Consider the following 20527-nt stretch of genomic DNA (forward strand, 5'->3'; position numbering starts at 1 on the left):
TTTTATTGTGTCCAGTAGGCGTTATTATGACGAATCATAGCGCGAAGATCGTGTACATAAGCAATGCCACGTTCAGAATATGCTAGCAATCCATGAGTTAACTCTGACGCCGTTGCGACCGATAACAGGTCTTTGTTCTTTTCGGCTAGAGAAGCTCTGATTTCACGTAGTTCAGCATACGCTGGGTTTCGATTAACATTCATAAAGTAGCCATGAACCGACTGCTGTACAGAATCGAATTTTTCAACTTCATGAGCTTTGCCTGCGCCACGTTGCGCAGGAACAATTCCACAACCCTTTTTATAACACCATTGGCCGAACAAGTTGTTAGCTTGAGTGGCAAAACGAGAAGTGCCCCACGCAGATTCATTTGCTGCTTGAGTTAGAACCAGCGCTTCTGGTAAGACATTCACTCGCACAAGCATTTCACCCAACCACGCGTGATCGACTTTGTTGTCGCTCAAAGGCAAAGAATACAGAGCCGCTAGTCGCTGAGCGTACTCTTCTTGCTCTTGGGTGATTTGTCCCACCTTTAAAGAAGTAAGAAACGCTCGTTCATGGCGAATTCGTTGATTCTCAAGTGCTATTTTAGGCCTTAAAAAATCAAAAAACGCCGCTTTTTTCTCTTTGGTGTCTTTTATTGCGTTGAAGTCAGGGATATCACCAATGTGTGGCAAATGAGACAAATCGACATGCTTAATTGTCCCGGACAGCACATCAGGATTCTCAACATATTTAAACTGTTGCTCGTAGTGTAAATACGGTCCAATAGAAATGAAAGTGGCGGCTATACAGGTAGCCGCCACTCGTAAACTTATTGATTTTAAAGAATTAGGCATCAAACACCTGTGAGTTACCATCGTGATCATTGTCGTTTTTCTGTGTTGCAACGATCTTGAGCTTAATTCCAAACATTTCGCGGTAGAGTATGCCTTTCAAATGAAAGAAGAATGGCAACACAAAAATCAAGCCAATACCGTAGAACATCGCAGCGATAATAAACATCAACATCACGCCTAAGTAAAGCCCTGCGACGACAAAAATCTTCTTGTTAATAGCGCGAAGTGATAACAATAGCGCCTGCATTGGTGGCACTCTTTTTTCACAAATCAACAAGATAGAGTGACTAAACGCTAAAGAAAGATACAGGGACAGTAGAGGGAAGATCATACCAACTACGCCTTGCAGCATTAGGCTCATCAGCGTTGCTAGGATCACGGGAATAGTAAACTGCAGCCCTTTACCTACATGGCGCAATTTAGTCTTTAAGCCCGCGATATGGCTCATGGCCATCAAGCTGATCCCTGCATAAATTGGGGCGCTGATCACCTCATAACTAAAGTTCGCGACATAAATAGAAGACACAATATCGTTAGTGAATGATTCTGGATTCTCAAATGCATCAAGAATAACGGTCAGATCACCCAACTGTAGTTGTAACGCGATATAGAAAATACCTAACTGGACAAAAAGCAATACAATAATAGCAGGAGAAAAGGATAAAAAGTGCTGGATGGTTGCTCGCCAAGCTTCATTGAAAACAGCCCCAGCTTTAAGCTCGTAGTTGCCAGACAAAGCTCGCTCTACACTCCCCCCAAGATTGAAATCTTTCTCAAAATCGTCGTTCATAGTTTATCCAAGATTAACTTGTAAAATTTTCACTGGAATTCCAGTCAATTAATGTGGCCGTTATTATAAAGAAATCTTTCCACATCTAACATCACAACTCACGTACTATCCTTGCAATCTCAACTGTATGGTTGATAATTAACCACTCACAAGGTTATGAAATTGAAAACAATTATTGTACAGAGCTTAGTGCTATCAAACTGTGTTTAAATGCCAATTAATCTTATAAAAACAGTATGGTAAGGAATGATGACTTTTGCCTGCAAAATTTTTTCTGTTTCAAGATAAGAAAATGCTTTAATTTCACAATTTTGGTGATTATGATGCGCGCCTCAAAAGTGAATGGCTAGTGTCACATCAGCTGGGATTATCCCAGCTTGAACGTGGGGGAAATACAGACGTTGAACGCAAAACCGCAAGCAGGAAAGCCAGTTATTCGTTTATCTGGTATTAGTAAAAGTTTCGATGGTAAGGAAATCATCGGTAATTTAAATCTGGATGTTAATCATGGTGAGTTTCTGACGATTCTTGGGCCTTCTGGTTGTGGTAAAACGACAGTTTTACGAATGATCGCTGGTTTTGAAGCGGCGGATAACGGTCAAATCATTTTGGATGACCAAGATGTAACACAGGTTCCTGCTGAGCAGAGACACGTCAACACGGTATTTCAAAGTTACGCACTGTTTCCACACATGACCGTATATGAGAATGTCGCTTTTGGTCTTCGTATGCAAAAAACGCCTGCAGCAGAGATTGAACCAAGAGTAATGGAAGCATTACGTATGGTTCGTCTAGAAAAAATGGCACAGCGTAAACCGCACCAACTTTCTGGTGGCCAGCAACAGCGTATCGCAATTGCTCGTGCAGTTGTTAATAAACCAAAAGTACTTCTGCTCGATGAATCGCTATCGGCGCTGGACTACAAGTTGCGTAAACAAATGCAGATCGAGTTGAAGCAGCTTCAGCGTCAACTTGGTATTACCTTTATCTTTGTAACACACGACCAGGAAGAAGCCCTATCGATGTCAGACCGCATTATCGTGATGCGTGATGGCGTTATCGAACAAGATGGCTCTCCGCGTGAGATTTACGAAGAGCCTAAGAACCTGTTTGTTGCTCGCTTTATTGGTGAGATCAACGTATTCAATGCAACCATGCTAGAGCGCATCGATGACAAACGCATCCGCGCAGAAATTGAAGGTGTTGAATCCGTCGTTTACTACGATAAGGAAGCACAGAAAGGCGACAAACTACAAGTACTACTTCGCCCTGAAGACTTACGTATCGAAGAAATCAAAGAGTCTGAAGAAAAAGGCATTGTTGGTCACGTAACTGAGCGTACTTATAAAGGTATGACGTTAGATTCTGTTATCCAATTGGATTCAGGTATGCGTGTAATGGTAAGCGAATTCTTTAACGAAGATGATCCTGATGTGGACCACTCACTTGGCCAGAAAGTCGCTATCACTTGGGTTGAGAGCTGGGAGGTAGTACTCAATGATAAGCAAGAAGATTAATCTTCAGAACGCGATCATTGCCTTAATCGTAGGCTGGCTAACACTGTTTGTGTTGGTACCAAACGTGATGATTATTGGTACCAGTTTCTTAACGCGTGATGAAGCAAACTTAATCGAAATGACATTCACTTTCGACAACTACTTGCGTCTGCTGGACCCACTGTATGCGAAAGTGCTGATGCACTCGTTCTACATGGCAATTGTGGCAACGTTGTTGTGTTTAGTCATTGGATACCCGTTTGCTTATATCGTAGCGAAAATGCCTGAAAAATGGCGTCCGTTTATGCTGTTTTTGGTGATCGTACCATTTTGGACGAACTCTTTGATTCGAACTTACGGACTGAAGATTGTTCTCGGTACACAGGGCATTTTGAACAAGTCGCTGATGGCAATGGAAATCATCGACAAGCCGTTGCGTATTATGTATACCGAAACGGCTGTAATGATTGGTCTTGTATACATCCTACTTCCTTTCATGATTCTGCCGCTTTACTCGGCAATCGAGAAGTTGGACAACACTTACATCGAGGCAGCAAAAGACCTCGGTGCGAACAAGCTCCAAACCATTACTAAAGTAATTCTACCTCTGACAATGCCTGGCATTATCGGTGGCTGTTTGTTGGTTCTACTGCCTGCGCTGGGTATGTTCTACATCTCAGATCTTCTAGGCGGTGCGAAGAACCTACTGATTGGTAACGTAATTAAGAGCCAAGTATTGAACGCTCGTGATTGGCCATTTGGTGCTGCGACCAGTATCGCCCTCACCTTCGCAATGGCGGTAATGCTTTACGCTTACTACCGAGCAGGCAAATTATTGAATAAGAAAGTGGAGCTAGACTAATGGGACGCACAGTTAGATTTAGCTTTATGGCGTTGGTTTATGCATTTTTGTATCTGCCAATCGTTGTACTAATCGTAAACTCATTTAACGCCAATAAATTTGGTATGAAATGGGGTGGTTTCACCACGAAATGGTATGAAACCCTAGTCAACAACGACAGCCTAATGCAGGCTGCATGGCACTCATTGAACGTGGCGGTATTTTCTGCGACAGCGGCTACTATTATTGGTAGCTTAACAGCTGTTGCCCTATTCCGATACTCGTTCAAAGGCAAAGGTGCTGTAAACGGTATGTTGTTTGTCGTAATGATGTCTCCAGATATTGTCATGGCGATTTCATTACTTGCTCTGTTCCTAGTATTAGGCGCACAGCTGGGCTTCTTTACTCTATTGATTGCCCACATCACCTTCTGTTTGCCATTTGTGGTGGTAACAGTATACAGCCGCTTAAATGGCTTCGATGTGAAGATGTTGGAAGCAGCAAAAGATCTTGGCGCAAGTGAATGGGTTATCTTAAAGCAGATCATCCTTCCTCTTGCAAAACCAGCAGTTGCGGCAGGCTGGCTGCTTAGCTTTACCCTGTCTCTGGACGACGTAATTATTAGTTCGTTCGTAACAGGTCCAACGTATGAAATCCTACCATTGAAAATTTACTCGATGGTTAAGGTGGGTATTTCACCGGAAGTGAATGCTCTTGCAACGGTCATGTTGGTGGTTTCTTTAATTCTTGTCGTAATTTCTCAGTTGCTCGCAAGAGAAAAAGTAAAGTAAAATCCACATCCGTTAACATCACGAAACAGAATGGTTACATGCCATTCTGTTTTTCTATCTACCGTCCAAAATGATTTGGACAACGTTTGGTTTGGAGCTAACGTCAATGAAAAAATGGGCTACTCTATTAGCTGGTAGTGCATGTGCGCTTTCTCTGTTCTCAGGTTCAGCAGCAGCGGACGATAAAGAATTGGTATTTATGAACTGGGGGCCTTACATCAACAGTAATATCCTAGAGCAATTTACCAAAGAAACTGGTATCAAAGTGATCTACTCGACTTACGAGTCGAATGAAACTTTGTACGCAAAGCTAAAAACTCATAATCAAGGTTATGATCTAGTGGTACCTTCAACGTACTTTGTAGCAAAAATGCGCGATGAAGGTATGCTACAAAAGATCGATAAGACTAAGCTGAAAAACTTCGGCAACCTAGATAAGAACTATCTAGACAAGCCTTACGATCCAAATAACGACTACTCTATTCCACACGTTGTTGCGATTACAGGTCTAGCGGTTAACGCAGATATGTACGATCCAAACGACTTCCAAAGCTGGGCAGATCTATGGAAGCCTGAGCTTGAAGGTCAAGTAATGCTGATGGACGACACTCGTGAAGTCTTCCACATCGCTCTGCGTAAACTCGGCTATTCAGGTAACTCAAAAGACCCTAAACAAATCGATGAAGCGTACGCTGAGCTACAAAAGTTGATGCCAAACGTTCTAGTTTTCAACTCTGACAACCCAGGCGCACCTTACATGTCTGGTGAAGTGGGCGTTGGTATGCTTTGGAACGGCAGCGCTGCAGCAGCTCAAAATGAAGGCCTAAACCTTAAACTCGTATTTCCTAAAGAAGGCGGTATCGGTTGGGTTGATAACTTCGCTATCTCTTCCGGTGCGAAGAACGTAGAATCAGCTCACAAGATGATCGACTTCCTACTACGTCCAGAAATCGCAGAGCAAATCTCTCGTGATACTGGTTACTTAACAGCGGTAGAGGAATCGAACGCTAAGTTTAAAGATGTTGCACCGCTATTTCCTTCTCAAGAAGATCTTGATCGAGTGGAATGGCAAGATGCGGTTGGTGATCTAACCGTTAAGTACGAAGATTACTTCCTAAAGCTGAAAGCGGGACAGTAATCGAGCTTGTGTAACAAGTCATCGACTAAAAGAAAATAGGCAGCAATACGCTGCCTATTTTTGTAATTGACTGATATAATTATGCGTTGCTAGGTTTATCTGGCTCGATGTCTAGTTTTATCTTCTCACAAAGCGGAGATACAGCCCTCGAGCTAAATAAACAGATTTGTGCTTACTGCGATTTGGATCAACTTGATAACTCCAGCTAGTATTGACTTGTCCAATCGCGAAACAAAACGGAAAACAAATGAAAAGTAAATTCTACGCAAGCGCTCTATGTGCAGCGACGCTCATCGCTACCCCTGCAATGGCTGCTGATCAAGAACTGTATTTCTACAACTGGTCGGAATACATTCCAAACGAAGTTCTTGAAGACTTTACAAAAGAAACTGGAATCAAAGTTATTTACTCTACATATGAATCTAACGAGAGTATGTACGCAAAACTTAAAACCCAAGGTTCTGGTTACGACTTGGTAGTACCGTCTACCTATTTCGTCTCTAAAATGCGTAAAGAAAGCATGCTGCAACAGATCGACAAAGAGAAATTGTCTCATTTTGCCGATCTTGATACTAACTTCCTTAACAAGCCGTTCGATCCGAACAACAACTACTCTATCCCTTACATTTGGGGTGCGACAGGTATTGGTATCAATGCTGACATGCTAGACAAATCATCTGTTACTAAGTGGGATGATTTTTGGGATAGCAAGTGGGAAGGTCAACTAATGTTGATGGATGATTCTCGCGAAGTATTCCACATTGCATTGACTAAGCTTGGTTACTCACCAAACACGACTAACCCAGAAGAAATCAAAGCCGCTTACGAAGAACTGAAAAAGCTAATGCCAAACGTATTAGTATTTAACTCAGACTTTCCTGCAAACCCTTACCTAGCGGGTGAAGTTTCACTTGGTATGCTTTGGAATGGTTCTGCTTACATGGCTCGTCAAGAAGGCGCGAACATCGACATCATCTGGCCAGAAAAAGGAACGATCTTCTGGATGGACAGCCTGGCAATTCCAGCTGGCGCGAAGAACGTTGATGCGGCTCATAAGATGATTGACTTCTTACTGCGCCCAGAAAACGCAGCTAAGATCGCACTAGAGATTGGTTACCCTACTCCAGTGAAAACGGCACACGAACTGCTACCGAAAGAATTTGCTAACGATCCAAGCATCTTCCCACCACAAGAAGTGATGGACAGCGGTACTTGGCAAGATGAAGTTGGCGAAGCGAGCGTAATGTACGATGAGTACTTCCAAAAGCTAAAAGTGAACAACTAATTCGCTAGTTTTAAAGATATGAAAAAGCGGCTCATGAGCCGCTTTTTTGTTCTTAGTTACAAGGTGAGCGCTCTCGTGGATGGGGCTGTTACGCCCTCTCTTTTCCTTCTAGAGCCAGTATCTCGTCAACTAATTTTGGAACCTCAACGCTTGCTTTTCCGTAGCGTTTTTCCTCAAATTCACTTTCTACGGCACTAGGTTCAAGGTTAATTTCGATGGTGTGCGCGCCATGCATTTTTGCATCATGAACAAAACCTGCTGCGGGATATACAACGCCAGAAGTCCCGATAGAAATAAATAAATCTGCTTCTTCTAATGCTGCGTAGATATCCCCCATTCGTAGTGGCATTTCACCAAACCAAACAATATGTGGTCGCATTTGTGAAGGGATCTGACAGCAGTGACAAAGCTCACCAGTCTTAATGTCCTCACTATGTTCTATAACTTGGTTTGATTCACTGCATCTCGCTTTTAAAAGCTCACCGTGCATATGAATGACGTTATGGCTGCCGCCTCTTTCGTGAAGGTTGTCTATATTTTGAGTGATGACCGTCACTTTACCTTCTAACTCGGTTTCTAGGCGGCCCAGTGCCTTATGCGCGGCATTCGGCTGTATCGCATTGTCTTGAAGTTTCTTGCGGCGTTGGTTGTAAAAGTCTTGAACAAGGTCCGGATCGCGAGCAAACCCTTCAGGTGTTGCTACATCTTCAATACGGTGATTCTCCCAAAGGCCATCTTGCGCACGAAATGTTTGAATACCAGATTCGGCCGAGATACCTGCACCAGTAAGTACTACAATATTTCTATAAGGGAAATTCATAACTCATCCTTGCTGTTTTTTCATTAGCTTAACACTGAAAGAATAGCAACAGTAGTAATATGGATTAGACCATGGTCGTAATGGTCACTATTAGAATTACAATTTAAGAGGAACAGCAATGAGACAAGTATCTCTAGCGCTTATATTACTTACGACTTTAGCAGGTTGCCAACTAACCAATGTTGAAGGCGAAGTGGACGACGTAAAAGTAAGAGTCAGCACCAATGACGATAACCATCGTGGTAATGGAGATTTCTGTCCCCCTGGCCAAGCAAAAAAAGGCAATTGCTAAAAGAGCGGCTTTACGCCGCTCCCACATTGGCCTCAATCCTCGTTGGTAGAAGATATTTTATGAATGGCTAGGTCAGCGCCATTGAATTCGTCTTCTTCCGAAAGCCTTAGTCCCATACTGGCATTGATCGCGCCGTAGACTGCAAGTGCCCCAATCACTGCGATAGAAATGCCCAAAAGCGTTCCTAGAAGCTGAACGAGAAAGCTCACGCCACCTAGCCCACCTAACGCGCTTTGACCAAAGATCCCTGCTGCAATCCCCCCCCAAGCACCACATAAACCGTGTAAAGGCCAGACACCTAGCACATCATCAATCTTGGTTTTGTTTTGTAGGTAGGTAAAAAGATAAACAAATAGAACGCCAGCAATCGCACCTGTCACTAAAGCACCGATAGGATGCATTAAGTCTGAACCCGCACATACAGCAACCAAGCCAGCTAGTGGGCCATTATGAATAAAGCCGGGGTCATTCTTACCAGCCAACAATGACGCGACAATGCCTCCGACCATTGCCATCAATGAGTTCATAGCCACCAAGCCACTTATGCCTGACACGGTTTGAGCTGACATGACGTTGAAGCCAAACCACCCCACACATAAGATCCAAGCTCCCAAAGCCAAAAACGGAATATTCGAAGGTGCAAAGTTGGTATGCTTTCCTGCTCGAACTCTGCCTTTTCTCATGCCCAAAAACACAACGGCAACCAACGCTATCCAGCCGCCAACACCATGTACAACGACTGAACCTGCAAAGTCGTGAAAGCCATAACCAAAGGTACTTTCAAACCAAGCTTGAACACCAAAGTTTCCGTTCCAGATTATTCCCTCAAATAACGGGTATACGATGCCGACAGTAAAAAATGTTGCGATTAGAATCGGATAAAAACGAGCTCGTTCTGCGATACCACCTGAAACAATAGCGGGAATCGCTGCAGCGAAGGTCAGCAAGAAAAAGAACTTCACTAACTCGTAACCATTGCCTTGAGATAATGTCTCTGCATCAGCAAAGAAGGTGCCGCCATAAGCGACCCAGTATCCAATAAAAAAATACGCGATGGCGGATATACCGAAATCAGCCAATATTTTAACTAAAGCATTAACTTGGTTCTTTTGGCGCACGGTTCCTACTTCAAGGAAAGCGAAACCAGCATGCATCAAAAAAACCATGATTGCGCCAAGTAGTAAGAAAAGTGTGTCGGAACTTTGCGTGAGAGTTTGTACAGCGCCGTGTACCTGATTGGCAGTTACACTCATTATGATTGTCTCCGTTGATCTGTAGCGCACTTATCCTGTGCATCAAAGTTAGGCTCATCACCAATTTGGTGAACTTAATTTATAGAGCGTCTAACAGAGCAATTCTCATTCCATAATTTACATTTCTAACACTTACACTTTAATTTATTGTTTTGTATGAACTTTAATAAAATTAGGCATTCTTGAAATGGTGCTTAACACGCTAATAAATGCACCAATATGGTTTTAGTGCACCAACATAATGCGCACCATATAGCTCAACAAAACGTAAAAGCCACCTCATGAGAGGTGGCTTATATACTGAATTGCTAACTAAAGGAGTTTATCGAGTGATCTTCCCTGCTTTTACATCTTCTAGCCAACGCCCTTCAACAAGATAGGGTGGAAGCCAACCGGTTTCAACAGATAGACGGTTGCCTTTGTCGTACCACATACAAGCCATACCAAGCAAAGGGAAAGAGATGAAAGTTTCTATAGAAATCAAGTCCTCTGGCTTATCGAGCCTCATTTGGTATTTCTCTTGGAACTGAAGGTTCTTAATGAGTACTTCTTCAAAGTCATAACCGATGTCAGTTGTCAGGGCAGCAAAAGTTTCCAAAATACCCATGGCGATTTCTAACGCCCAATCATCACCCTGAGCAACTGCCGCGTCCATCGCGGCCACCAGTTTATCAGGGTAGTCTGCTGTACGGTGATGGAACGACTGAATGACGTCTACTAACATATAAGACAGCTCACCCGCTTTGGTAGAGCTCTGCCTCATCAAAGAAATTGGAAAGTTCGCCAATACGTCCATACTTGGCCTGTCACGCACAATTGTCGATATGAAATACATATCAATCCATCTATTAGGATTTATGCACCCCGTTTTTAAAATGCCTTCCCCGTCCCACTTTACTTCAGGATAGTCGAGAATCTTGATAGTTAATTCATCACTGGGATTCATAACAAGTTGATGATAACAGGTTCCCATTAAAGAAGTTTCGTAAAGACGTAATGTACAAATTTGTTCGTCTTCATGCGAGGTTTGAAACCAGGTATACCAGCGAACCTGGTCAATGGCGAAATCGCCAAGACTGACGAGGTTTTCCCGCCTGACTTTAAGGCCTTCTTTTCTGTTATCTAAAACCCGGTTTATAAATTTTTTCCGATTCACAATGGCTTGTGTGTCAAGTTCAGGATTTGCTTTTCGCTCTAAAAATTTGACCGATTTTTTACTTTGCATTTTGACTTAATCCTTTTGAATCAATTTTAAACTCTGCTACTTCTAGTTTTACGTCAGAGGCCTTCTCACTTTCAGGGATATTCGCTTGAGTATGTATATATCGAATAGTTCTGCCGGATAAAGCGGCGTATTGAATTTCGTCAGCAGCTAATTGTTCAGTCGTTCCTTCTTTATTTTTCGACATTAGCTTGGTGATTTCTGCAGTGTATTCCGTTGTCCCTTGCTGATATGCCATATTTCCGATCTTGCGGCTACCCAGCGAACTGCTGCCACCTTTGGCCTCAACAATGATAATTTCACCTGGTGGTGGCTCTTCCACCTCATAAACCATATCAAAATCGCCCGGCTTCGAAATTGAGGTTCCAATATCTTTGGGATGAAGCAGCTTAGCATTAGGACGTTTACTCCGGACAAAATCATCCGCGGCCAACTCACCTATTTTTGCAGACTGTTGGTTAATATTACCAATTTGAGCGTTATATCCCGCTTCGCCAGTTCGAGCGCCCATAGCCTTTTGACGCTCTTTCAAACATTCTTCAATTCTTGCTTTGTTTCTTTCTGTTAGCTCATAATCACTCATATTGAGTTCTGAGTTTTCTTTATACTCTGCTTTATTCAGCACAAGATCTTCAGTGAAGATCGTGCAACCTTCTTCCCCGCCAACTTTCTCAGAGTCAAAAACATGCGCATTGACAAATTCCTCAATCCCAACAACATACTGCACTTCGTGTCTGCTGCCATCTGAATGATTGATATGACGATAAAAAGTAATCTCGTTTCTCTCGCAATCAATATGGTCTAAATCGTATTCATATCGAATATTGTTTTTACCATTGGGTTTTCGGATTTTGACTTGCGAGCGAACGCCATCTTCTCCGACGGATGACTCTTTTGCAGCTTCTAAAATCTGATCGCAAACCTCTTGGGGGACATCGCTTTGCGCCTGATACTCTGCCAACATTTGACCCAAGCGTTTTAGCCCTTCTTCACATAGGAAACCTGTTGGGTCAATCCATTGAATTGGGTTGACTGCATATTGGTAATGGTTAATGCCACCAGCAATAGATATCGGATCTTGTTGGATAAAGCGTCCTAGCTTAGGATCGTAATACCGAGCGAGGTTGTAATGTAAGTTGGTTTCTTGATCGAAATACTGCCCTTGAAAACGCAATGGATTTACTACTTTTTCAATATGTACATGAGCAAAGCCGTGAGCATCGTAACTTGCACTCCATACAACATTCCCCTCGCAATCGATTAGTCGCTCTGGTTTACCAACTTGATCGCACTGGTACCAATAAATAACGTCATTTTCTAGCAGTGCCACTGGCGTGTAGGTTTCTGGTTGATATAGGTACCAACGGAAAGCACCTGAAGAGCGTTCACCAATTAAACGTTCACCTTCCCACAAGAACTCTGTAACGCCTTTTTGTGTAATTTTCTTCGTTCTGCGCCCTAGAGCATCATATTCATATTGACTGATGCCATCGTCGGTGTGAACTTCAATGAGCTGATTTAACGCATCAAACACTCGAGTCTGAACTTGTCCTTGCCCCTCACGTTTTGTCTGGTTTCCTTGCGCGTCATATTTGAACCGGACACCATCGTGTACTTCAATACGATCAGCGAATACCTCTGAAGTTGGCAAAGTAGGATTGCCAAAACTATCGTATTCAAACTTAGTCACTTCTCCGGAAGCATTGACTCGTTTCAGTTGCCCTAAGGCATCGTACTGATAATGCGTTGCTCCTGCCGTATTATCAATGATTGATGAAATGCGGTTTTGTGCGTTGTAAACGTACTTTTTCTCTCTATCTGGCCAATGTTGTTCGACCAAACGACCAACACCATCATAAATGATGCGCTCATTAAAATGTGCCGTTTCAATTTGGGAAACTCGTCCCATTTCATCGTAATGAAATTTGATTTGAGGTAAATCTAGGTTTCCAAACCGAATCGCTGAAAAACGCCCATATCGATCATAAGAGAAGTTCAGCTCCGTATTATCTGGCAGTACCTGAGATACGCGTTGGCCAACTCTGTTAAACTCCTGCGCTATCTCAAACTGGCCTTGAATGCGCTTTGTTAAATGCCCGAATGAAGAGTATTGGTATTGCAATGTTTGATGGCGATTGGATGCGAAAGTAAGTCGCCCACCAAACGTATAATTGAAGTGGTTCTCTACAATACTGCTACCATTTCCTGCTTTGACGTGCTTGAGATAACCCGCAGCGTCATAGCGGTACAGCACAGTCCTATCGGCGACTTGCTTACGATGGATGCGCCCCATATCGTCATAATCAAATTGGCTTTGTAGATTATCAAACCCAACAGTTCCTGACAGCTGGCCTTCATCGTCATACAGGAATTCGAATTCTAAGCCGTCACTCCGAACTAATTTAGTCAGGTTACGTTGTTGATCGTATTCATAAGAAATATGGCTGCCATCGGGGAAGATGACTGCTTCTTGTTGCGCGAGTGCTCCCCACTGATACGAGGTAATGCCTGCTGGCGTTCGAATCTGAGCAACACGGCTGTGCTCATCGTAAGAATATTCTTCGCTATAACCGACTTTGTCTTCGTCGTTAAAATAACGAACTGATGTACGCCTGCCAAATTGATCATAAGCGAGTTGAGCAATACACCCATCGGGATAAGCGACGCCATTCACCAGATCTTCTTCGTTGTAGCTGTAACGAAGTAATGTACCGTCTATTTCATTCGCGATAAGTCTTTGTTGTTCATCCCACCACCACTGACTTTTCTTACCATCTTCAGACTCTTTTTTGACGACTTGACCGTGTTTATCGTAATCATATTCCGTGACACAGCCGAACTGATCGGTATCCCAAACTCTTTGACCAAGGCTATTGTAGTAAGCCTTCTCGATATCCCCGTCAGGTGAAACCGTTTTAACTAACTTACCTAAGCCGTCATAACCATATTGAACTTCTTTGCCAGAGGAATGAAACTTAGAAACTAATTGACCATGCTGATTATATTGATAATTGACCGTTGACTGATCAGGATAGATAGCTTGTGCTTTTCGTCCTAATTCATCATATTGCCATCGCCAAGTTTTACCGGTGGGGCTTATTTTCTCGAGTAAGTTACCCTGCTCGTCATGCAAGAAAGACCATTGATGATCTAACGAGTCAGAATAGGAAGAATGATTTCCCTGATAATGGAAGCGATAGTCATAAATTCCTGCGTCCCCAACGTTCCTGATGCATTTCGCGTTGGCACCTTCGCCATCCCATTCAAAATAATGAGTAAAGCCAGTTGGTCGTACACGCTTAACAATTAAATGGCCGCGGTATTGATACTGTTCCTTCAAGCCCAAATGATTGGTTGCACTGACCAAATCATCGTGCTCATCATAGGTATAAGTTGTCAGAACTTTTTGGGACTTTGCATTAAGCAGCTCTACAAGGCGTCCTTGCTTATCATATTGACATTCAAGAACCGGACGCTTGTTATATGCAATCTCGATCAATCGATGGTTTCGAGAATACTGCAGTTGAAACGTTGAAAACGTGCCATTTCTGACTTGTTTAACAAGCCAACGATCATCTTTCTGTTCAAATCGATATTGATGCCCATTAGCGAGCGTCACGATCCGAGTTGCTGAATTTAGGAAATAACAGCTCGCACCAGCGTATATCTGGTAACTTGTCGCTCCAATATCTACTGGCTCAAATTCTGTGATATCTGCCTTATCGTCAACAAACTTCCAAGCGATAACATTGTCTTTCTCGTCGGTCTTCTCGTGCAATTCAAACTGAAATGCATGTCGCCAACCAAAGCCCATTCCATGATTTACATCCGACTGCGATGAGCGGTAAGTACGCTGCCAAGTAGTACCTTGTTGTAGCTCGATATCATAGAGTTCGAGAATTTCTTCACCCGTCACAAGTGATACAGGATCACCGGCTTTCTCATGTTTTTCGCTGCTTTGTTGCTGAGGCTTGGCGGATGCGGCACTTCTGCCACTCTTTTTATTCGACTTCCCCTTTCCCTTCGATGGTTTTGCATTGACGGTATTTTGAGTCGGTGGAGGCGTAACCGCTGACGAGAGTGCGTAGTTTTCTCCGGTCGGTACAATTCGAGCGACATGCAAGTCACCGTTCGCCAAAGCATTGGCAAACGTTGAATTATAGTGTTGGGAAGTAAGCTCACCGTCAGGTATGTTTGGCTTGAATTGACCAATCGCATAGAACAAGTCTTCGACAGAGCGAAGGTCAAGCTCACCAAAGCTCTCAAGAAACTCTATTGCCTCTTGTTTGGTCACGAATATTTTAGGTTCGCCGCTAGTAAGTAACTGACCTGAAAAGTGATAGCTTTCGCCAAAGCGATTCGTGATAGGAATGACGAATTGAGGGATCATAGCCGTAACGTGTTTGTCCTTTTCTTACCTTGCCGCATCATTTAATGCTCGTTTCGCTCTTTTTATTTGTGAGAGCAAGATGCCTTAATCAAACATCCTCCGATAGAGATTCCTCTGTATGCGTAGACTGAATGTATTGATGGCAATTTTCACGTATGCAACTCTTTGAGTTTCTGAGCGCAGCGTACTTTAACGGGACGATGAATCCTGAGTAAATGAACAATAGCGTGAGTGAGACTAATGTCTCATCGCGACGCGATTTTTTTACATGTTTCTCACTTAACTATGATTTTCTGCCCAGTTACGTAAATTCACTCAATAAGTTGCATCAAGTATCACCTGTGGGACTCAGCGCTTCATATTTGAGACATGACAGCAACAAAAAAACCGCCTATTACGGCGGTTTTGCTTAAAGAATACTGATTAAAGGTTTGGACCTGTCGATGGTCTGTGTGGTTGGTTATTGCGCAGTTGCTGCATCCCTTGAAACATTCGCATAAACCACACCAAGATGGCTAATGCAGCAAACACCATCCCTACCCAAGGAATAAAGTAAGCGATGGTTTCAAGCAAAGTACTATGCAACCAATAATCACTCACGCCAACGAGTACACCATTAGAAGTCGCGACGGTGACGATCAACACAACAAAAAACGTCAGGTAGAGAAAGAAGGTACGAATTAAACCGTAGTAATGAGAAATCACTACGTCGCTGTCTTCTCCCTTATCTAATCGGTAACCAGCATAGATAATTGCGATAACGCCTGAGATCAGAAACGTAAACGGGGTCAGACAGCTCAGGATGTACGCAACCCAAATCCCGTTATGAGGTTTGTTCATTCGCTTTCGCTCCTTTTGCTTCCGTTTGTGCCGTATCTGTTTCGCCCATCGCTTCTTTGGATTTCACTTCTTCATACCAAAGATCGTGATGCTCTTTCGCCCATGTTTCATCAACTTCACCTGTAACCATGCCTTCTAGCGCACCTTCCATACCGAATAGACCAATATAGATGTGGAAGATAAAGCCACAGATTAGAATCAGTGCCGAAATCGCGTGAACTAAGTTAGAAAGCTCCATGTCACGGCGAGTTTGGCCAAAGATAGGAAAGTCCAGAACTAAGCCACTCACTGCCGCGATAGCACCAAAGAAGATCAATAACCAATAGATTGCCTTCTCACCACCGTTTGAGAAACCAGCTGACGGATGTGTGCCTTTGTGTTTACCAACCATACCGCCCATTTTCATGAACCAACGAACATCAGTCATGTTTGGAATCGACTTGCGCCACCATTTAAAGAGCACGAGCATCAGCAAAATGAAGAACAATGGTCCCATGTAATTGTGGTACTGCTTCGCCAACATGACGATAAAGCCCCAGAACTCAGTAGGAACGTACGGTTTTAAGAAGTGCTTACCGTAAACCAGCATCAAACCACTGAATGCCAACGTTAAGAATGTAAACGCCATACTCCAGTGAAGCGCGCGGTCTAAACGAGACCAACGTTTCATCTTTCTGCCAGTACGCGGCTTGCTAAGCATTAAAGGGCCAACGAGTACGTAAGCCATGATTACCATTGCAATACTGCCGAAAATCGCGACAGCACCCGCTGGAGACATCCATTTCTCTTTTAGAATGTACCAAGTCTCACCAGGTTTACTGATCAATACGCCATGTTCTGGCGATTGAGACGTGGTATAGCCCTCTTGCCCCTCTCTGACCTCGCGCCAATAGTCTGCCCCGGCGAGTTGCGTGATCTCCTGTTGAATAACTTTAGAAGATTGTTCCTCTGCTGAAGCAGGCATTGCGAAAGTCAGCAGCAATGCTGTCATCATTGACAGCATTGCTAGAGACGCACGTTTAAGCGTGTTTAACATGTGCCTCTCCTTACTTAGCTTTTCGTCGCATCGTAAGAAAGATCGTTTCCGTCTGTCCAACCTGCGTTTTTCGCGCCGCGCTCTACCACACGTTGACGGAAAATGTCAGAGACTTTCTCTGCGTCACCCGCAAGCAGCGCTTTGGTTGAACAAAGCGATGCACACATTGGTAACTTGCCTTCTGCGATACGGTTCGCACCGTATTTTTGGCGCTCTTCCTCAGAGCCAGGCTCTGTTTCAGGGCCGCCCGCACAGAAAGTACATTTATCCATTTTGCCACGTTCACCAAACGCTTCTTGTTTAGGGAACTGAGGTGCGCCAAACGGACAAGCAAACAAACAGTAACCACAACCGATACACAGATCTTTATTGTGAAGTACGATGCCGTCTTCGGTATGCTCGAAACAGTCTGCTGGGCAAACTGCCATACAAGGCGCATCGGTACAGTGCATACAAGCAACAGAGATGGAGTTTTCACCAGCTTCACCGTCGTTCAGTGTTACCACGCGGCGACGTTGAATGCCCCATTCAAGAGCATCGTCGTTTTCGTTCTTACATGCAGTAACACAGCCGTTACACTCGATACAGCGTTTGGTGTCACATAGAAATTTCATTCGTGCCATTGTCAGACTCCTTACGCTTTACGAATGTTACATAGGGTTACTTTGGTTTCCTGCATCAAGGTAACCGGGTCGTAACCGTAAGTGGTTGCCGTGTTGGCCGATTCGCCAACAACGTAAGGCTGTGTACCTTCTGGGTATTTAGGACGTAGGTCTTCACCTTCGAACTTACCGCCAAAGTGGAACGGAATGAACGCCAAGCCAGGTTTCACACGGCGTGTTACCATCGCTTTCACCTTGATTCGTCCCTTCTCTGCACCTTCAACCCAAACATCATCACCATCTCTGAAGCCAAGATCGTTCGCGTCTTTCGGGTTCACTTCAACAAACATTTCTTGTTGAAGCTCGGCAAGCCAAGGGTTTGAACGCGTCTCTTCACCGCCACCTTCGTATTCAACCAGACGACCTGAAGTCAGAACGATTGGGTACTCGCCCGATTTGTGTTGCTCTTGAATTGATTTATACAACGTAGGAACACGGAAGATTGCATCTTTGTCGTCCCAAGTTGGGTAATCCGTTACAAGGTCACGACGTGGTGTGTACAGTGGTTCACGATGCAGTGGTACGCGGTCTGGGAACGTCCAAACAATCGCACGCGCCTTCGCGTTACCAAATGGAATACAACCGTGCTTGATCGCGACACGCTGAATACCGCCAGAAAGGTCAGTCTTCCAGTTTTTACCCTCTGCTGCCGCTTTCTCTTCAGCAGTTAGATCGTCCCACCAACCAAGTTGTTTCAATAACTTGTCAGTGAACTCTGGGTAACCATCTTTGATTTCACAGCCTTTCGAGTAGCTGTCTTCTGCAAGAAGGCTCTTGCCTTCGAATTCCACACCAAAGCGCGTACGGAAGTTACCGCCACCTTCTGCAACCGTCTTAGACGTATCGTACAGAATGTGTGTACCTGGGTGTTTCATTTCCGGTGTACCCCAACATGGCCAAGGTAGACCGTAGGTTTCACCGTTGACAGGGCCACCTTCCGCTTCCAACGTGGTTTTGTGGAACGTATGCCAGTTTTGTTGGTGCGCTTTCAAACGCTCTGGGCTTTGGCCTGTGTAACCAATCGTCCACATACCTTTGTTGAATTCACGCGTTAGGTCTTCAATCACCGGCTGGTTGTTTTCAACACGGATGTTTTTGAACAGAAGATCTGAATAACCCAGTTTCTTCGAAAGCAGGTACATGATTTCGTGGTCTGGTTTTGATTCGAACAAAGGTTCAATCACCTGATCACGCCATTGTAGAGAGCGGTTAGAAGCGGTAACACTGCCGTATGTTTCAAACTGCGTTGTTGCAGGAAGCAGGTAAACGCCGTCGGTACGGTCGTTCATTACCGCAGCAACAGTTGGGTATGGGTCCACAATCACCATCATGTCCAGCTTCTGCATCGCTTTTTTCATCTCAACACCACGTGTTTGAGAGTTCACTGCGTGTCCCCAGTAGAACATTGCACGGATGTTTTCGCGTTGACGAATGTTGTCTTTGTTTTCCAATACACCATCAACCCAACGAGATACTGGGATACCTGCACTGTGCATTGGTTTCTGACCGCTATAAGCGTTGTCATCGAAACGACCTTTAATCCATTCGTAATCGATTTCCCACACTTTTGACCAGTGACGCCAAGCACCTTCAGAAAGGCCGTAGTAGCCCGGTAGCGTGTCAGAAAGTACGCCAAGGTCGGTTGCGCCTTGTACGTTATCGTGACCACGGAAGATGTTTGCGCCGCCGCCTGATTTACCAATGTTACCAAGCGCTAGCTCAAGCACACAGTAAGCACGTGTGTTGTTGTTACCAGTAGTATGCTGAGTACCACCCATACACCAAACAATACAGCCCGGGCGATTTTCAGAAAGCAGTTTTGCTGTTTGGTAAACGTCTTCTTCGCTTACGCCTGTTACACGCTCAACTTCTGCTGGCGTCCACTTCGCTACTTCAGCACGGATTTCATCCATACCGAATACACGTTGACGGATGAACTCTTTATCTTCCCATTGGTTTTCGAAGATGTGCCACAACACACCCCAAATGAATGCTACGTCAGAACCAGGACGAAGTGAGACATAGTGATCCGATTTTGCTGCCGTACGTGTACGACGAGGATCCGCTACGACGATCTTACAGTTGTTCTTCTCTTTCGCGATCAGAATGTGCTGCATCGCTACTGGGTGTGCTTCAGCTGGGTTTGAACCAATGAACAGCATCGACTTACAGTTGTGCATGTCATTGAAAGAGTTGGTCATCGCACCGTAACCCCAAGTGTTCGCTACACCCGCCACGGTTGTTGAGTGACAAATACGCGCTTGGTGGTCAACGTTGTTAGTGCCCCAAAGTGATGCCATTTTGCGGAACAAGTACGCTTGTTCGTTGCTGTGCTTTGCGCTTCCCAAGAAGTAAACCGAATCAGGGCCAGACTCTTTGCGGATGTCCATCACCTTGTTACCGATTTCTTCGATCGCTTGATCCCAAGAAAGCTTTTTCCACTTACCGTTTTCAAGCTTCATTGGGTATTTAAGGCGGCGCTCACCGTGACCATGTTCACGCAGTGCGGCGCCTTTTGCACAGTGACCACCGGCGTTAAATGGGTGGTCGAATGCAGGCTCTTGACCCGTCCAAACACCATTTTGAACTTCTGCGTAAATACCACAACCCACTGAACAGTGAGAACAGATAGTACGTTTTACTTCTGTTTTCGCTTCTGGATCGACTGATTTTGCTTGCGCTTTTTTCATCATTCCCGGTGCGAATAGACTAGCACCAACCACTGCGCCACCAGCGGCAAGCGAAGTGTTTTTCATGAATGCACGACGAGATACGCCAAGCTGGTTCGTTTCTTTGCTCACACTGTCGGAGCGTTTGACAAGTTTCATCCGT

The 20527-nt window shown here is 44.3% G+C and carries 16 protein-coding genes; 6 read left to right on the plus strand and 10 right to left on the minus strand.

From position 1 onward, the window contains the following. Positions 1 to 2: 2 nt before the first annotated feature. Together CBX98_RS00480 and CBX98_RS00485 are read right to left on the minus strand one after the other, a co-directional pair. Entirely contained in the window at positions 3 to 839 is an 837-nt protein-coding gene (locus tag CBX98_RS00480; RefSeq protein ID WP_031780554.1) for a glucosaminidase domain-containing protein, read from the minus strand. Then, on the minus strand, positions 832 to 1629 hold the full coding sequence (locus CBX98_RS00485; RefSeq protein WP_005396476.1) for a hypothetical protein: 798 nt from the start codon (positions 1627 to 1629) through the stop codon (positions 832 to 834). Before CBX98_RS00485 ends, CBX98_RS00480 begins: the two co-directional genes overlap by 8 nt. Before the next feature lie 401 nt (positions 1630 to 2030). Between CBX98_RS00485 and potA the strand changes: the two genes are divergently transcribed. The 5 genes from potA to CBX98_RS00510 all read left to right on the plus strand — a co-directional run bounded on the left by potA (position 2031) and on the right by CBX98_RS00510 (position 7180). Then, entirely contained in the window at positions 2031 to 3146 is a 1116-nt protein-coding gene (gene potA / locus CBX98_RS00490) for a spermidine/putrescine ABC transporter ATP-binding protein PotA (protein ID WP_012841830.1), read from the plus strand. Further along, the gene (potB, locus tag CBX98_RS00495; RefSeq protein WP_012841831.1) at positions 3127 to 3987 is read left to right on the plus strand and encodes a spermidine/putrescine ABC transporter permease PotB; all 861 of its coding nucleotides are present in this window, start codon (positions 3127 to 3129) and stop codon (positions 3985 to 3987) included. The genes potA and potB overlap by 20 nt, the downstream gene beginning before the upstream one ends. Next, positions 3987 to 4757 carry a spermidine/putrescine ABC transporter permease PotC gene (gene potC, locus CBX98_RS00500; RefSeq protein WP_005396472.1) on the plus strand — a complete coding sequence of 257 codons (771 nt, stop codon included), beginning with the start codon at positions 3987 to 3989 and terminating at the stop codon, positions 4755 to 4757. Before potB ends, potC begins: the two co-directional genes overlap by 1 nt. 106 nt (positions 4758 to 4863) lie before the next feature. Next, positions 4864 to 5895, plus strand: coding sequence for an extracellular solute-binding protein (locus CBX98_RS00505; protein WP_170891438.1), 1032 nt, complete (start codon positions 4864 to 4866; stop codon positions 5893 to 5895). Between the two features lie 247 nt (positions 5896 to 6142). Then, positions 6143 to 7180, plus strand: a complete 1038-nt coding sequence (locus CBX98_RS00510) for an extracellular solute-binding protein (protein WP_005396470.1) — start codon at positions 6143 to 6145, stop codon at positions 7178 to 7180. Between the two features lie 88 nt (positions 7181 to 7268). Here CBX98_RS00510 and cobB read toward each other — a convergent pair whose 3' ends face one another. Next, positions 7269 to 8000 (minus strand): Sir2 family NAD+-dependent deacetylase, encoded by a 732-nt coding sequence (cobB, locus tag CBX98_RS00515; RefSeq protein WP_005396469.1) that lies wholly within the window; start codon positions 7998 to 8000, stop codon positions 7269 to 7271. Positions 8001 to 8118: 118 nt separating this feature from the next. Between cobB and CBX98_RS26250 the strand changes: the two genes are divergently transcribed. After that, positions 8119 to 8292 carry a hypothetical protein gene (locus CBX98_RS26250; protein WP_012841833.1) on the plus strand — a complete coding sequence of 58 codons (174 nt, stop codon included), beginning with the start codon at positions 8119 to 8121 and terminating at the stop codon, positions 8290 to 8292. A 32-nt stretch (positions 8293 to 8324) separates the two neighbouring features. Here the strand turns inward: CBX98_RS26250 and CBX98_RS00520 are convergent, their stop codons facing one another. The 7 genes from CBX98_RS00520 to CBX98_RS00555 all read right to left on the minus strand — a co-directional run bounded on the left by CBX98_RS00520 (position 8325) and on the right by CBX98_RS00555 (position 20523). Continuing rightward, a complete protein-coding gene (locus CBX98_RS00520; RefSeq protein ID WP_046875293.1) occupies positions 8325 to 9545 on the minus strand; it encodes an ammonium transporter in 1221 nt (406 codons plus the stop codon). A 322-nt stretch (positions 9546 to 9867) separates the two neighbouring features. Further along, positions 9868 to 10770, minus strand: coding sequence for an immunity 49 family protein (locus CBX98_RS00525; protein WP_109168345.1), 903 nt, complete (start codon positions 10768 to 10770; stop codon positions 9868 to 9870). After that, complete coding sequence (locus tag CBX98_RS00535; protein WP_172605902.1) at positions 10760 to 15157, minus strand: RHS repeat-associated core domain-containing protein; 4398 nt, start codon at positions 15155 to 15157, stop codon at positions 10760 to 10762. Before CBX98_RS00535 ends, CBX98_RS00525 begins: the two co-directional genes overlap by 11 nt. 423 nt (positions 15158 to 15580) lie before the next feature. After that, complete coding sequence (locus CBX98_RS00540) at positions 15581 to 15997, minus strand: membrane protein (protein ID WP_012841836.1); 417 nt, start codon at positions 15995 to 15997, stop codon at positions 15581 to 15583. Then, the gene (locus tag CBX98_RS00545) at positions 15981 to 17033 is read right to left on the minus strand and encodes a formate dehydrogenase subunit gamma (protein ID WP_047008778.1); all 1053 of its coding nucleotides are present in this window, start codon (positions 17031 to 17033) and stop codon (positions 15981 to 15983) included. The genes CBX98_RS00540 and CBX98_RS00545 overlap by 17 nt, the downstream gene beginning before the upstream one ends. A 14-nt stretch (positions 17034 to 17047) precedes the next feature. Then, positions 17048 to 17656 carry a formate dehydrogenase FDH3 subunit beta gene (fdh3B, locus tag CBX98_RS00550; RefSeq protein ID WP_005377536.1) on the minus strand — a complete coding sequence of 203 codons (609 nt, stop codon included), beginning with the start codon at positions 17654 to 17656 and terminating at the stop codon, positions 17048 to 17050. A gap of 11 nt (positions 17657 to 17667) precedes the next feature. Next, the gene (locus tag CBX98_RS00555) at positions 17668 to 20523 is read right to left on the minus strand and encodes a formate dehydrogenase subunit alpha (RefSeq protein ID WP_109168347.1); all 2856 of its coding nucleotides are present in this window, start codon (positions 20521 to 20523) and stop codon (positions 17668 to 17670) included. Positions 20524 to 20527: the final 4 nt, after the last annotated feature.

The organism is Vibrio sp. T9 (assembly GCF_003123985.1).
Classification (GTDB): Bacteria; Pseudomonadota; Gammaproteobacteria; order Enterobacterales; family Vibrionaceae; genus Vibrio; species Vibrio diabolicus.

Excerpts from the sequence above, each read along its gene's own strand:
- CBX98_RS00480 (WP_031780554.1), bottom strand. The coding sequence starts at position 839 with ATGCCTAATTCTTTAAAATCAATAAGTTTACGAGTGGCGGCTACCTGT.
- CBX98_RS00485 (WP_005396476.1), bottom strand. The coding sequence starts at position 1,629 with ATGAACGACGATTTTGAGAAAGATTTCAATCTTGGGGGGAGTGTAGAG.
- potB (WP_012841831.1), top strand. The coding sequence starts at position 3,127 with ATGATAAGCAAGAAGATTAATCTTCAGAACGCGATCATTGCCTTAATC.
- potC (WP_005396472.1), top strand. The coding sequence starts at position 3,987 with ATGGGACGCACAGTTAGATTTAGCTTTATGGCGTTGGTTTATGCATTT.
- CBX98_RS00505 (WP_170891438.1), top strand. The coding sequence starts at position 4,864 with ATGAAAAAATGGGCTACTCTATTAGCTGGTAGTGCATGTGCGCTTTCT.
- CBX98_RS00510 (WP_005396470.1), top strand. The coding sequence starts at position 6,143 with ATGAAAAGTAAATTCTACGCAAGCGCTCTATGTGCAGCGACGCTCATC.
- cobB (WP_005396469.1), bottom strand. The coding sequence starts at position 8,000 with ATGAATTTCCCTTATAGAAATATTGTAGTACTTACTGGTGCAGGTATC.
- CBX98_RS26250 (WP_012841833.1), top strand. The coding sequence starts at position 8,119 with ATGAGACAAGTATCTCTAGCGCTTATATTACTTACGACTTTAGCAGGT.
- CBX98_RS00520 (WP_046875293.1), bottom strand. The coding sequence starts at position 9,545 with ATGAGTGTAACTGCCAATCAGGTACACGGCGCTGTACAAACTCTCACG.
- CBX98_RS00525 (WP_109168345.1), bottom strand. The coding sequence starts at position 10,770 with ATGCAAAGTAAAAAATCGGTCAAATTTTTAGAGCGAAAAGCAAATCCT.
- CBX98_RS00535 (WP_172605902.1), bottom strand. The coding sequence starts at position 15,157 with ATGATCCCTCAATTCGTCATTCCTATCACGAATCGCTTTGGCGAAAGC.
- CBX98_RS00540 (WP_012841836.1), bottom strand. The coding sequence starts at position 15,997 with ATGAACAAACCTCATAACGGGATTTGGGTTGCGTACATCCTGAGCTGT.
- CBX98_RS00545 (WP_047008778.1), bottom strand. The coding sequence starts at position 17,033 with ATGTTAAACACGCTTAAACGTGCGTCTCTAGCAATGCTGTCAATGATG.
- fdh3B (WP_005377536.1), bottom strand. The coding sequence starts at position 17,656 with ATGGCACGAATGAAATTTCTATGTGACACCAAACGCTGTATCGAGTGT.
- CBX98_RS00555 (WP_109168347.1), bottom strand. The coding sequence starts at position 20,523 with ATGAAACTTGTCAAACGCTCCGACAGTGTGAGCAAAGAAACGAACCAG.